The following is a 13,876-nucleotide window of genomic DNA, read 5'->3' as shown; positions in this document are numbered from 1 at the left end:
ATTCTGCATTGAAAGTAACAATTTCCATATTGTTTACATTTTGTAACTCACCATCTCGACATATTTTGATAACTCCTCCATCCCCGCACCCTTGCTATATGTGCGAAATGATTCAGTTTTCCCGCGTTCGTGACCCACAATCAGAGCGATCCTGTCTTCGGGGACGCCGCCGCGATCAAGTTGGTTGATAAACATTCCCCGCAAGCTGTGAAACACTTTCCGCTCCGTCCCTTCCTCTCCCAAAGCCTTACGTTTGGCCCTCGTGAAACGCTGCGTATGCCACGTAGATCGCTTCCCGTCAGCACGTTCAGTTATGCTGGCATGGTAGAACAGGAAGCCGCTGTGATTGTTCTGGATAAGCCGTTTAACGAGAATTTGCAACGCGCTATGAATGGGAACCAGGCGAGCAGCATTTCGCGTCTTACCCTCTGTCACCTCGAAACACCAGATCCCCTCTACCGTCTTGATATTGTCTATCTGGAGCGAACAAATTTCGTTAAGCCGCATCCCGGTATACATCCCCACCAACGCGACGTCCTTCATCTCCTGATCAAGCAAATCCACAACCTGCGCCAGTTCATCACCGCTGAATGGCTCGTAACTCTCACGATCATGACGCACATCCAGCTTATGGGCTGTGAAGACGTTCTCTTTTGGCGCATCGTGGTAGCGGTTCTGGGCCAGCGCCACCAGTTGGGACAAGCAGCCCAAATAATTTGCCAGTGTCTGTGTTGCCCGTTCAAGTTTTGCGTTGTCGAGCCAGTCAGTCACCATCGTTCTGTTGATCTCGTGCAGGCGGAAATCCTTGCACCTGAAATGCGCCGTGAACACCTCCACGGCCTTGATGTACTTGCTCAGAGTAGACAGCTTGCGCCTGTCACTGTGTTGGACAATGAATTCATCCCGCAGTTGGATAAGGGAAGGACACACACGAGCAGTGGCGAAGTCGATCCCCACATTTTGGGTGACGTATTGGTCAACCTGGCGTAGTTCGTTCAGGACGCGATCAACACAATTTCCGTGTGGCTTTGGTTTCAGTCGATCACGGATGGTGAAAAATTCATACATTATACGGTCACGAATGACTCGGGCTTCCCGAATATCTGTCGTGCCAGTTGAACGCATGAACGCTGTTCGATTCCCAAACAAGGAACGCATATAAAGCGGCAAAGATACTTTGACCGCATAACACGATGATCTTTCTCTGACTAAGTACGAATTCGGCTTGTATTTCATGTTCACCCCGATCTAAGATTCAGGGGCAACTACTACTGGTTGTGTTAGTACCGATTATCAGTGACAGCGTATTCGATTCGAAGAATCAATGACTTGCGCAGCCAGTCATTGGAATAGAAGGTCGTAGGTTCGACTCCTATTATCGGCACCATCTTTTCTCGTAAATACAAAGAGTTACCCGTACGGTGTTTTGCTTTGTTAAACATTTGCGCGCTGTGTGTGGCAATATTGCGGCAAATATTCTTTTCCGAATGAAAATGAGCTTCCCCGAAGATTTAGTACAGCACTCAGGTAGTAATTTCGGTTGATTTACACACAATCTCTTCATTTCTCTGTCCAACAGCACATTCTAAAGCATCGGCTAATCCTACAAAGGAAGAGGCTGGCATTCGTTATAGTCCTGCCGCCATGCGCTTATAATTTCTCTTGCATAAAAAACCAGGCTGAAACAGTGCTCATTAAGACATTTCTTGCCTCAACAACCGTTAAAAATTTTAATAAAGACATCCTGTGTTGGCTTACCGGCGGGATTGCTCCCATTTCCACGCCGTATACAATGCAAACTGATCTCATGCCTGGCAGGCAAATTTGGGCCCTGCCCGGGTAAGAAACATATTCCTGCTACGCTGGATCACTATCCAAGACAAAATTCGTCAATCATGTTATTTCATATCTGCCAATAACTAAAACGCCTGCGTTCCAGTGCCAGTTCAGGGATATGCCGGGAGAGATGAACATCAGTTGCGGGTGCTGTGCCTGATAAGTGCAGGCTGAAATGGATAATTGGTACAACGTTGCGACAGATCCCTCTCTTCACAAATGAACACTTCAGTTTTCCATTTCTGTTCTCTCGTCAGTACTTTCGATACAGAGATGCATGAAGCACCTCCTCTGACATTGAGGCATGTTGAGCAACAGAGAGCTGATTAGTTAACGTATCAAACAAGTGGAGATCTTTATTTTACATGGTGGGGTTGCCCCCACCATGATGAAATTATTGCAAAGGTATTGATAAGCGCTCATTGATCGATGGATCAGGTTGTATTTTAATAGGGATATCATTCTGAATAATCTTATGCATCTTCAACGCTCCGCTAATAAATGCCCCCTCGTAAACTGGAAAAGGCCAGTTATCGTTATTATCACCTTTAGGAACAATAACTACTACCTCCTTCTTATTTTCCTTCTCTGCTTTAACAACTTGATCAATTATGCTCTGGCTTATCAATGAAGCCGTATTGTAGTCGAGATTAAGGTTGATGGATTGCTTAAGTGTTGACTCATGCATGGTATTACTATACGCAACAGGAATGACTGCGAATAACAAGGCAATAGTGCTAATCTTATGGCTTTTAAAAATCATTTTAAATGAAACAGTTGCCGCTATCACTGAATATAAAAATATGCCCCATAATACAACAGGTCTTGCTGCATAATAACTTCCAGCCTTGGATGATAACAGGATAACAGCGAGTAGTGTTAGCAACGCAGAAGACAAAGATATTAAATATAATAGTGCACTGTTTTTGTTGTTGTTATCTCTCAAGGAACGGATGGATATAACAAAGCCCATAATCAATAAAGCCGCAAAGGCATACAAATAGAGCGGCTGAATCTTATCAATTGTTTCTATGAAGACATTGATTGACCCTTTTATATCGAGCTTCCCGCCACCTAAGCCTTTAGCCCTTCCACCGTTAGCTTCGAAAATGACCGCGATCATCCACATTATCAACGAGAGGATCTGTAAAGGCATTTCCCTAACAGTTTTGGAGAGGTGGAATTTATTTTTATAGAGTGAGATTAATAAAAAAACACCGCAAGCAACTGCCAGAATTATGTTTGCGAACATGCTCGAAAAAATACAGAGATATGTTATCAGAAACAAAATGGTAGTGAATAAAAAACCTCTTTCTTTAAGCGAGTTAATAGAGAGTGATTTTTCATTTCTAATAATGTATAAGACTAGTGTGGAGTTGATTAAAGCTGGCGCTATATAATGATAGAAGCAGGTGATGTTAACTTCCCACAACATATATAGGCTCTCATGATTCCCTGATTCTCTGAATAAAGAAAAAACTAACATATAAACAAGGAAACTTATAACAGCTGATCTAACATTATCAATATTTATTGTGTTTTTTAATAAAAGATAGAGTTGAAAGAAGAAAGCGGATATTAAAATGGTGATAAATATTGCAGTAAGAATTGAGAATGCTCTAAGAAAATCAAAGCCAAACGGCATAATAATTAATATCGATATTCTTGCAAGTAACGGATAAGAGACTTCTGGCATAACCTTTATAGGGTTCGCAATTCCCCATTGAGGATATAAGCCTCGTTTAACAATTAAGTTCCCCCAGTCATCTCCTGAGATAATCACAGTGGGGTGTGCAATTAAAAAGAAATATAATGTTATGCTGGTTATCAATGATATCAAAATATATAATACAAACTTATTTTGTCTTTCCGTAAACATTTTTATGCCTTGTGAGAATTTATGGTTTATTTTTTAACTAAATATCTGGGTCTTTTCTTCGTCTCAATATATATTCTTCCTATGTATTCACCTAAAACACCGATTCCAATTAATTGCACGCCGCCAAGGAAAAGTATCGAAACTAATATTGAAGGGTAGCCAGGAACTTCATTGCCAAAAAATATCTTATCGATAATCATCCATACTCCATAAATGAAAGACATGGCTGCAACAATAAGACCAATATAACTCCAAATGCGAAGCGGGACTGTTGAAAAGCTGGTAATACCCTCAAGTGCAAGATTCCAGAGTTTCCAGCCATTGAATTTGGTGTTTCCTGCGACACGTTCGGCACGGATATACTCAACGACTTCCGTGCGACCGCCAACCCAGGAAAGAATACCCTTCATAAAGAGATTGTTTTCAGGCATTTTTTTTATATTTTCGACAACGTCTCGTGACATTAAACGAAAATCTCCCACATTTTCTTCAATGCCTGGGCGGCTTATTAGATTATGAATTGTGTAGAACCACTCTGCAGTTTTGCGTTTCAGCCGCCCGTCGGTAGAACGATCAACGCGTTTTGCCAGCACCATATCTGCGCCCGCCAGCCACTTCTCAATCATATGTGGGATGACTTCAATAGGATCTTGAAGATCAACATCAATAGGAATAACGGCGTCGCCCGTAGCGTAATCAAGTCCGGCAAAAAGCGCGGGTTCTTTTCCAAAGTTTCGAGTGAAAGACAGTGGTAATACCAATTCGTCAGAAACAGCAAGTGCATTAATTAACGTTTCTGTAGCATCAGTGCTACCATCATTAATGAAAACAATTTCTACTTCATATTTTTTGAGTTCTTCAAATTTTCGGACCTCGTTATAAAAAATTGGGATTGCATCTTCTTCATTAAAAACTGGAACAATCAAAGAAATCTTCATTTATCATCCCTAAATGCAGTGAGCGTTGCATCTTTGAGTAAAAATCTGCTAAGTCCAAATGATTAAGATATGAACTTCTTTTCGAAAAAAATATTGTGCCTTTTATTTTCTTTCTGGTTATCCAACCGATAGCCGACGGGTGTTTAAACATATTCATCACTTACAGATGAAACATCTTAAAAAAATTGGATCTCACTTTAGCCACATTTGTACCAGGACTATGGAATGCCACAGAGGAGTCCCTTATGGCGTCTGACTTATACACACGCATTACCGAAGGGATGACCAAAAACCATGTCAAAAAGAGAGGTCGCGATACGTTAGAGATAGACATGTTGTGCATAAAATGAGGAGAAAATGTGAGTTAAGGTTACGAAGTATAAATTACTCTAAACCAAAGATTAAGCTTTAAGAGTAAACTTATTGATCCATCTCTACATTAGTTGTTTGGCCATGGGTAACAGCGCCGCATTGTTCTCGTAATACTTATCGTGTTCAGTATTTAACTGATTGTTTTTTAAAAGTTAATTTGTGTTGTGGTCAGCAGGGATTCATAGGCTGGTGTTGCTGTTATCCGCTAAATCACAAAGGGCTGGAGGGGGACTAACCAACGAGGTCATTATTGATACTGATCTGTAACATGAGCAGTTTGTTCAAGCGGAAAGAAACGCATGGGTAAACGCTCCGATAAAGCAGGCCCTCTTTTACTCATCAAGTCATTACATGACGGCGTTCGTTCCTCGTAACGCCATTTTCCGGAGCAGCCGATCATTGCCGTGTGTAAATTCGTTGAAGCCAGAAGCACTATCAGGGATGAGCGCTGTTCTGGCTCGGTTTCAACGGCGACAGGTTTGGTTTACAGGGAAAGGAAGTGACAGATAAATTCCCCTGGCCGGGCAAAGAGAACTGCGCTTACATGCGCAGCGCATCGACACTTTCCGTTGGCAAGTTCACGACTGTTTTTAGACTGGTTTCAATACAGTGAATAATCTCTTCGCGCGGGCCGTTGCGCCAGTCGGCGCTTGAGTAAAAAGCATCCAGAACAGCAGCCATTTGCTCAGGGCTCTCAAAAGCACGAATCAGATAGTAGCAATCCGGGTCATGCAGAGAGTGACCAAACGACACGACATCAATCCCGTGGTGTTGATGAAGGGGAACGCTAACTTCCCGCATGATAGTGTGAAATGCAGTACCGGTGTCTTTGCGTAATGCGTACTGCAATATCTCAATAGTTTTCAAGATGTTATCTCCCTCGATACATTCAGGCTTCCCTGGCGATGACGATAAAGTAAACCAGATCGTGCTACGAAGCGACGACTAATCTGGCTACGTTCGTTAACAGAAGCGTTGATCTGTGGCTCAGACGATCAAGGTCATCTTCCCGTTTAGCGGTACATTTCACTTCGGAAAGATAAGCAGAACGTGTCGAAAGCTGACTTCAATAGCACGCATTGGTGAATTATCACGAGCGCATTGGACATTTCGTGCTTTTTTTGAACAGTAAACGAGAATAGGTAACGATATATCGTAGGAATATTCTTAGTTGTGCCATGCTTGATCCGATTGTGATGCAGGAAATGCTGATATGAAAAACGGTTGTTACCGGATCCAGCATGAAGGCATTGTGCAGATAGCCTGGTTTACTAGCGATGGAGCTGAAGAAGCTGAAAATGTAGCCTCTCTCACCGGCATATGGCGGCTTACAGAGGGATATGACATTCATCATGGTGACACTGTAAAAGTGCTTGAAGGGCCACTCACTGAGCCTCATGTATAAAATTGCGTGTATGAGAAGATTTTAAACTTAAATTGCCGGGGTGGAAACCTGGCAGGTAAGATAATAACTGACCAGTTCGGGAGGACTGGTCACTTTATTTTTCGTCACATATAGCAAAAGACATCTTCCTTATTTGTCAGCAACAAAAGCCCCTGTTTTTCATTTTTTAGAGCAGCCTCAGGGAAATAATTTATATTTTCGGTGGTTTGTAATCCCGTTTATAAGCTGGTTACCCATAAAAATAATCGTAGAAAGCATTAAAATTCTCGCTGCCAATAACAGGCGAAACGCGCGCGGCTAATTCATCTTTGAAAATTTGTTTCACCTCGTCATTATCATCGGCGATATCAAAAATTTGATAACGGCCATAAACCAGGTCGATAAGTTCAGCCAGTGAAACGATAAAGTCTGTAAAACAGTTTGCTATTCTGAAAGGTTCGCCCACGTCGTAATTTGCGTATACAGGCGTATTTTCTTCGTCGAGTGCGGCGATTAGTGGTTTTCCGCCACCTATGTCATCGCCTATTACCAGTGCATTTGCCGGGAGATAACGGTAACCCGTTTGTCCTTTTACTAATTCTGAGGCAGCGTAAATCTTTACGGGGGTGAAACCCGTTTCAATTATTAGATTTTCTGGGTTATAGTTTTTATAGAAGTAATTCAGTTCAGCAGAGCAAAATACATTGGCCGGGAAGAAGGCCGCCAGATCGTTAACCTGAGTAAAATGCCCGGTCAGTGAATGCTTTTCGCACGTGTTAACCCATTTTTCTAACGCATTTTTTATATCACTCACCGGATAACCTCATAAATAACAGATTTAAAAATCCAGATCGACACTCACAACACCCGATGCATCAGCTTGCGGAGCCTGAGCCTCAAGCAGCATGATAAAGGCTTCGAAAGAGTCTGCTATTTTGGTCATTCCTGAAATTACCACATCATCACCGTATACCGGGTCAGACTCATGATCCCAGTACCAAACCTGACCAGAAAGCGCGCCCTGCAGGCGCAGGCAGATCTGATTATCACCCGATGAGGCGCCAATGGCTAACCATTGCGAACCAGTATCTTGCCGGTAGGTCTCAGCCGCTCCGAAAACACTCTCTTCGTTCCCTGATTGACTCAGGCCGTACAGAGATGAAAGGGAATCATACCCGTTATCATCGGCCCAGGGAGAAGGTTGTAATGCTTTGAATAGCACATTCTCTTTAAACACGATGGTCGCGCCAAAATGACATAAAAAGGCGCGATAATCCGCAGGAAGGTGTCCCGTTGACGTTTCAAGTGCCCTGAGATGTTCCTGCAACGTATCAAAGGATATTGGCACAGGCAATGCGCCATAATGTTCCAGTTTTAATAACGTGCTCATTTGCCTTGTGTGAATATCCCTTGTGACTTTCGATAAATGGCAGGCATTCGCTGGAACCGTTTTACACGCTTATTTATAGCCCGGTTTGTCCTGCCATCGGCACAGAAGATAGCTTACTTATCCTTGCGATTGGACTTATTTTTGAGGGCAGCAATCCCTACAAAAACGACGATTACCAGTGGAATAATCCAGGCTAATTTAGGCATGATATATGACAATGTGTCCATGTAATCCTCCAAAAAGTGTAACAGCGCTGTGGCAGTAAGAACGACGAAACCACCCTGTTGGGGCGCGCAAACTACCTCGCATCAACCGACGTCCCGCTGACAGGTTGTACCTTATTTCCCTTGTTCAATCAATCGGATGGGGCTTAAGCTACGACATTATTATTGTTACCCTGCGCTATTTCGCTTAAATCCCTCTCGTTAGCCTTCTCTTTTTCCCGTGTGCTTTTAAGATTTTCCTGATGACTACGAATTGCAGGATAAAGGCTACAATCTGTAACCAACTATTAGCCGCTATTTCAGATCGTTTACTTGCGATCGACACATAAATCCATTCTTGCGGCAAAGAATATATTATATAAGACGCCATTATATTGAGTGTGTGAAGTTAACTATCACGCAATGCAATTATTAATCGAGACGTTCACGATTAATTAATCGTTGTGATTTGGCTGTGCACATTATTCGGCTAGCCAGTTTGTTCAAATAAAGTCTAATAAATCAATAAAATTCAGGTGGCGATAATCTTTTTATCGCTTCGTTTGGAATGATATGGTCAAAATATGAGGTGTCAGTGATGAAGGTCGGACACATTAAACAACGCGTCAGAAACCATCTCAAATCGTTAAAAAAGAGGGTTTCGAATCTGCATAAAAAATGGATATATCGCAATAATTTCAGTTCTGAAGTACTGTGGATTTCGCTGGGTGAAAACTGCCTTCCGGACGATATCCTGCGGCGACATCACCGAAAATCGTTCAGCTCTGTTTTTTCATCGGGGCGATCGAACATCGAATATATTCTGCAAATGGAAAAAGATGATTACCGGAACTTATTGAAACCGGAATTTTTGCAACCTTTTCCAGACGGTACGCATACAGTGGTTCGCTCAACGTGTTATAACCGTTGTACAGGGCACTATAGCGAGAGGCATATGCTGGGTTTTGAGTTTACGCACCATGACCCGTTAAACATTAAGGAAGATCATCGCGCCTTCAAGCGTCGTATCGAACGTCAGCTCAGCTATCGGGGAACAAAAAATTTTGTTTTTCTTTATCACCACCGCATCACGGAGCAATCGGATCTTCTGCTTTTAAAAGCGCATTTGAATGAATTTTTGTCGTTGTACAACACGGGCGGTTGCGAATGCAAAATGGTGCTTTTCTATCAACATATCATTCCTCAGGCGTCGGCGAAGCATATCGATTTCACCCCACATGACAGCGGATTACTGGAGTTCGTCTGCCACACGCATGAGATATGGGGAGGCGATGATTTGGAAACGTTCTGGGCGAAAAAAGATGATGCGCTCTTCGCCGATATGTTCACTACCGTGGATCGTTACGCGCCAGATACAGAGACACGCCACACCGGCGCTACGCTCGTGACAGCAGGCACGCAAGCGCCTTTATGACAGCTGGCATGTCTCGCGTTACGGGGCATGAGGATGCCAGGACGGAAATAAAAACGCCCCGACAGCGGAGCGTTTTTTGCATAGTGGGCACGCCGTGACGCCGAGAAAATCAGCTGCGATTTTCTTCAATAAAGTGCGCCAGATCCGCCGGGGTTTTCAGTACGGTAGCGACTTCTGTCGGTGGGATCATGCAGCCGTAAACGTCCTGCACTTCCAGCACCATATCCACAGCGAGGATCGAGTCGAGAATATCCGATTCGATCAGCTCATCGTTGAATCCCACTTTGCGGGATAAGATCTTTTCAAACAGCGCGAGAATTTCTTGTTCCATAATATTTTCCAGAATAATCAGTTAGTGCGGGCGTGCGTATCCAGCAACTTGCGGTCGATTTTGCCGTTAGGATTCAGCGGCAATGCGTCTTTAATAATGATTTGCGAAGGCACCATATAGGGCGGGATCACCTTCGACAGGGAATGTTTAATCACTTCGGGTGCCAGTTCTGTCACACAGAACGCGGCAATACGCAGCACGCCGCCGCCGGATTTCATCAGCGGCAGAACCACCGCTTCGCTGATACCGGACATGGCCAGCAGGCGGTTTTCAATTTCGTTGATTTCAATGCGATAGCCATTGAGTTTGATTTGGCTGTCGTTGCGACCCTGGCAGTACAGCAGCCCGTCCTCGTAACCGAGATCGCCGGTACGGTAACCGCGGTAGGCCTCTGTTTCGCGGTGCAGTAACTTTTCTGCATTCTCTTTCGCCAGCCCGAGATAGCCGCGCATGACGTTTTTACCCCAGATGATCAATTCGCCGTCAGCGGTAATTTCCATTCGTGACTCTGGCATCATTGCACCGACCGGCAGCAGATCATTGTCGCTGTTCAGGATCGCGTCGGTTATCTCAATGACGGTGGTCGCAATGGTCGCTTCTGTCGGGCCATAGGAGTTGAGGATCTTTGCCTGTGGGAAACGGCGGCGCAGTTGTTTCACCAGCGCTTTGTTGAGCACTTCGCCAATAAACACAAACACATTCAGCGCGGGCAAATAGTCGCTGTTGAACTGCGGCGACAGCAGTTTCTGGTAGGCGAAAGAGGGCGTTGAAACCCACACCGAAACGTCGTTGTCTTTCAGACGATCGAGCCAGTTGTCTGCGGCGATATCTTCTTTTGCATTCAGCACAATGTGCCCGCCGGTTGCCAGGTTCGCCAACAGCGGTATCAGCGACAGATCGAAGCTGAACACGGCATGGTTCATCAGGACCGGTTTTTCCGGCAGCGCAAAGTCCTGCCGCACCCACTTCATAAAGTGCCACAAACTTTCCCGCCCGATCTGCACCCCTTTCGGTTTGCCGGTGCTGCCAGAGGTAAACATGATATAAGCGAGATCCTGCTCGACCAGTGGCTGGCCAGTCTCGCCAGTCGCGATAAACTGGCGGGTCGCCACATCGTAATACCAGGGAGCGTTGGCCAGCTGGCAAATTTCTTTCAGCCGCTCCTGTGGGTAGATGCAATCCACCGGGATATACGGAATGTTGTGCAGCAAACAGCTGTAAATCGCCACGGCAAACTCCGCCTGCTGATGCCCATATAACACCACCGGCGCACCGGCAATCTGAGGGCAACGCTGGTAACGTTGCAACCAGTCGGTGACGGCAGCGGAGAGCTGCAGCCAGGTCAGGGCCTGGTCGCTGCCGCTAATGGCCAGTTGCTGCGGGTTGGCGGGATCGAGTAATGCCGCACGCAGGAAATCCTGCAATTCCTGAAGCTCGTAATGAAGGTTCATAGAGGTGACATTCCGCTAAAAATGTAGAGAGAAGCCGCAGCGCTTGCCAGCGTTAACAGACGCCCGCAAAAGCTCACAACCGGATACTGAAGCCAGGTATTGAGCGCCGGGCTGCGTTTGGCTGACCACTGAAGCATGTTATGCGCAACGGAAATGGCGCCAAACAGCGCGCCGCTGATAACATAATGTCGTTCAAGCCCGTTCCATGCCCCCATACAAAACAGGGTGCAGAAGATACCGATGTTCTGCGCCAGGGTTTTGTTCTGACGAAAGAAATTGAGCTTCATCAGATTCATATACACCGGCATAAACACCACGTCCCGCAGCCACTCCGACAGGCTGATATGAAAGCGTCGCCAGAAATCCTGCGGATTCTTCGCCAGGATCGGCATGTTAAAGTTCGCCGGGATAGTAAGGCCAAATAACCGCCCGGCGCCGATCGCCATATTGCTGTAACCCGCAAAATCAAAATAGAGATAAGCGCTGTAGGCCAGCGACATCACCACACCGACGGTAAACGTAAACGGGCGATGGCCCCACGACGCAATCACCAGGTTATCGATCAGCATGGCAAATAAAAATTTCTGAATAATACCGGTGAAAATCTGTTCTATCGTCGTTAAAAACTGCTCACGACTAAGTGCAAATACCGGTTTATTAATGTCGTTTACCCATGTCCGCCAGCGATACATAGGGCCGGCCAGGATAATAAACGGCATAAACAGATAGCAAAAATAGTGCAGGATGTTGCGGTCATCTTTTTTATTGCGGTAGAGCAGCACATCAATTGCGCGGAACGTCATAAAAGAGAGACCGATCATGCCCCAGTGGTTGTTGAGGTGTAACTTCACTAAAAACAACGGCAGCAATGTCAGGCTGACTGCCTGCCAGGTTTTTAACCAGCCTTTCTCTTTTAAGGACACCACAAGATAAAAGCTCAGGAATACCGCCACGGGAACCACATAATCCCCCTGGAAAATGTATCCCCAACCGACTGCCGCCAGCACGGAGAATGCCGCTAAATAGGTCAGCCGGAAACGCAATACGCGGTTAACCAGCGCAAAGACCAGCGCGGATGAAAACAGAAAGAAAAAAAAGGTTCCGGAGCTATACATCATTCATTCCTCAGAACTTTTGATACTCAAAATGCACTTTTATATTCATGCTTTCATCAACAGAGGACCACGCAATGATGGTGACCGCCAGAAAGAGATAAAGGAAAAAAAGCCGGATAGCGTATTTCATCATTTAAAACTCTCAACAATAAAGCGATCCATCGTTACCCATGCCAGGTCCGTGGGGTGCAGACGATCCCAGTTCCAGCCGTCCTGATATGGCATCGAGTACATATCCAGATAGGGGATATTGTTTTCTTTGAGGATCGCCGTCGTCTGCGTGACCGCAGGCTGAACCAGTTCGGGGTTTTGCACCGCACGCCGGTTAATCGCGTCGATAATCACCACGACCTGAACATGACGCTCTTTCAGCAAGTTAATCATGGCGCGGAAGGCGTTCAGTTGTTCTGGCAGTACCGGGGAGTCATCCCATACTTCGGGTTTTTCCCCTGGGATATACACCGACTTGTCCATCCACAGTGTGGCGGCGCTTTCGTGACGGGACTCGTTCAGCTCACGGGCGTGCGCCAGTTCGCGATCCCAGTCTGGCGTTATTGAAGTAGCAGGCTGCAGGGGCCAGGGCTGTGCAGGCTCGGGCTCAATGTGCAGCAACGCCAGCCAGTCGTTTTTAATCAACGTGCAGAAATTGGCAAACTGGAAACTAACTTCCTGCCAGATATTGTCCAGGCTCCAGCCTGCGATCTTCATTTGAGCAAACGTTAAATGGCTGACCTCTTTTTTATCAATCTTCTGTAAATAATTGACCAGGAAAGGGCGAGTCTGCTCATTCTGCATTAAAGGATTAAAAATTGGGGCCGGGAAAAGGTTGGCAAAAATAGCGGGCGGAACACCATTAGAATAAAAACTGTCAGGTGCCAGTAACAAAACGACTTTGCTGTTTGCGTTAAGGTCGTTTTTAAAACGTGAGAACAGTAAAAAATGTGTAATACTGTCATAAAAGCTATCGCCAAACGCCACTACCGGACGATGCAAATCATTATTCAGATAATTATATACAGCGTAATGTTCATCTTCAGAGGTGGCGACTTCAGAAGCGCCAATGAAAAAAATCGCATTACCCTGTAAAGCGTGAGAAATAGTCGCCATCTTTTCCGCTTGTTCTTTTTGCGTTCCTTCCATTGATTTAATCAACGGCTGAAATTTAAGCGGCGGATTGAAGCTTGTCACCAGCGGGTGAGCACTCAGGAACAGGATGGCGAGGGCCGCCATCAGGATATGTAGGCAGAGAGCATTTTTAAGTTTCATTATAATTTTAAGAAAACATGATATTCATTTGTTTAAAATTTGTTGGGTTTTAACTTTACAGATAAACCGTTCTCTGTGTTCTCGACACTATATACCAGCCACTGGCTGAATGATGAGCGTTGCTGTGTAACGGTATGTACAGATTTGATCTGGCGTAATAACGCGTACTCATTGGCGGGTGCATATTTAACTTATGCAGATGTTTTAAGGGGCTTTTTTATCACACCACGTAGTGCGTTTTTTAAACGTACTTAAGAAAGGTCGCAAGTGCCGGGT

Annotated in this window: 12 protein-coding genes; 2 read left to right on the top strand and 10 right to left on the bottom strand. The window is 45.1% G+C overall.

What is annotated here, in order from left to right; all coding sequences use genetic code 11:
- Nucleotides 1-33: 33 nt before the first annotated feature.
- From ACUY4S_RS18365 to ACUY4S_RS18350, 4 genes are all read right to left on the bottom strand, one after another.
- Nucleotides 34-1,236, bottom strand: a complete 1,203-nt coding sequence (locus ACUY4S_RS18365) for a site-specific integrase (RefSeq protein WP_458023538.1) — start codon at nt 1,234-1,236, stop codon at nt 34-36.
- Between the two features lie 994 nt (nt 1,237-2,230).
- Nucleotides 2,231-3,715, bottom strand: a complete 1,485-nt coding sequence (locus tag ACUY4S_RS18360; protein ID WP_458024231.1) for a hypothetical protein — start codon at nt 3,713-3,715, stop codon at nt 2,231-2,233.
- Between the two features lie 26 nt (nt 3,716-3,741).
- Nucleotides 3,742-4,653 (bottom strand): glycosyltransferase family 2 protein, encoded by a 912-nt coding sequence (locus tag ACUY4S_RS18355; RefSeq protein WP_458024230.1) that lies wholly within the window; start codon nt 4,651-4,653, stop codon nt 3,742-3,744.
- Between the two features lie 912 nt (nt 4,654-5,565).
- Nucleotides 5,566-5,892: an NIPSNAP family protein gene (locus ACUY4S_RS18350; RefSeq protein ID WP_458022079.1), complete on the bottom strand. Its 327-nt coding sequence runs from the start codon at nt 5,890-5,892 to the stop codon at nt 5,566-5,568.
- 346 nt (nt 5,893-6,238) lie between these two features.
- On the opposite strand from ACUY4S_RS18350, the gene ACUY4S_RS18345 reads away from it, so the two are divergent.
- Nucleotides 6,239-6,430 (top strand): hypothetical protein, encoded by a 192-nt coding sequence (locus tag ACUY4S_RS18345; protein WP_312688862.1) that lies wholly within the window; start codon nt 6,239-6,241, stop codon nt 6,428-6,430.
- 229 nt (nt 6,431-6,659) lie between these two features.
- On the opposite strand, the gene ACUY4S_RS18340 is transcribed toward ACUY4S_RS18345, so the two are convergent.
- Both ACUY4S_RS18340 and ACUY4S_RS18335 read right to left on the bottom strand, forming a co-directional pair.
- The gene (locus tag ACUY4S_RS18340; RefSeq protein WP_458022078.1) at nt 6,660-7,223 is read right to left on the bottom strand and encodes a hypothetical protein; all 564 of its coding nucleotides are present in this window, start codon (nt 7,221-7,223) and stop codon (nt 6,660-6,662) included.
- A 24-nt stretch (nt 7,224-7,247) separates the two neighbouring features.
- Nucleotides 7,248-7,799 (bottom strand): SMI1/KNR4 family protein, encoded by a 552-nt coding sequence (locus tag ACUY4S_RS18335; protein ID WP_458022077.1) that lies wholly within the window; start codon nt 7,797-7,799, stop codon nt 7,248-7,250.
- Between the two features lie 801 nt (nt 7,800-8,600).
- Here ACUY4S_RS18335 and ACUY4S_RS18330 point away from each other — a divergent pair.
- Nucleotides 8,601-9,437 carry a DUF1796 family putative cysteine peptidase gene (locus ACUY4S_RS18330; RefSeq protein ID WP_458022076.1) on the top strand — a complete coding sequence of 279 codons (837 nt, stop codon included), beginning with the start codon at nt 8,601-8,603 and terminating at the stop codon, nt 9,435-9,437.
- 109 nt (nt 9,438-9,546) lie between these two features.
- Here the strand turns inward: ACUY4S_RS18330 and ACUY4S_RS18325 are convergent, their stop codons facing one another.
- The 4 genes from ACUY4S_RS18325 to ACUY4S_RS18310 all read right to left on the bottom strand — a co-directional run bounded on the left by ACUY4S_RS18325 (nt 9,547) and on the right by ACUY4S_RS18310 (nt 13,600).
- Nucleotides 9,547-9,768, bottom strand: a complete 222-nt coding sequence (locus tag ACUY4S_RS18325) for an acyl carrier protein (RefSeq protein WP_061497358.1) — start codon at nt 9,766-9,768, stop codon at nt 9,547-9,549.
- A 17-nt stretch (nt 9,769-9,785) separates the two neighbouring features.
- Nucleotides 9,786-11,219 carry an AMP-binding protein gene (locus ACUY4S_RS18320; protein ID WP_312688874.1) on the bottom strand — a complete coding sequence of 478 codons (1,434 nt, stop codon included), beginning with the start codon at nt 11,217-11,219 and terminating at the stop codon, nt 9,786-9,788.
- A complete protein-coding gene (locus tag ACUY4S_RS18315) occupies nt 11,216-12,334 on the bottom strand; it encodes a membrane-bound O-acyltransferase family protein (protein ID WP_458022086.1) in 1,119 nt (372 codons plus the stop codon). The genes ACUY4S_RS18320 and ACUY4S_RS18315 overlap by 4 nt, the downstream gene beginning before the upstream one ends.
- Nucleotides 12,335-12,463: 129 nt before the next feature.
- The gene (locus ACUY4S_RS18310; RefSeq protein WP_312688876.1) at nt 12,464-13,600 is read right to left on the bottom strand and encodes a D-alanyl-lipoteichoic acid biosynthesis protein DltD; all 1,137 of its coding nucleotides are present in this window, start codon (nt 13,598-13,600) and stop codon (nt 12,464-12,466) included.
- Nucleotides 13,601-13,876: the final 276 nt, after the last annotated feature.

The sequence above is a fragment of the Kosakonia beeri genome, from assembly GCF_054165705.1.
The sequence above is the reverse complement of the archived record's forward strand: the minus strand, read 5'-3'. Positions and strand labels throughout refer to the sequence as shown.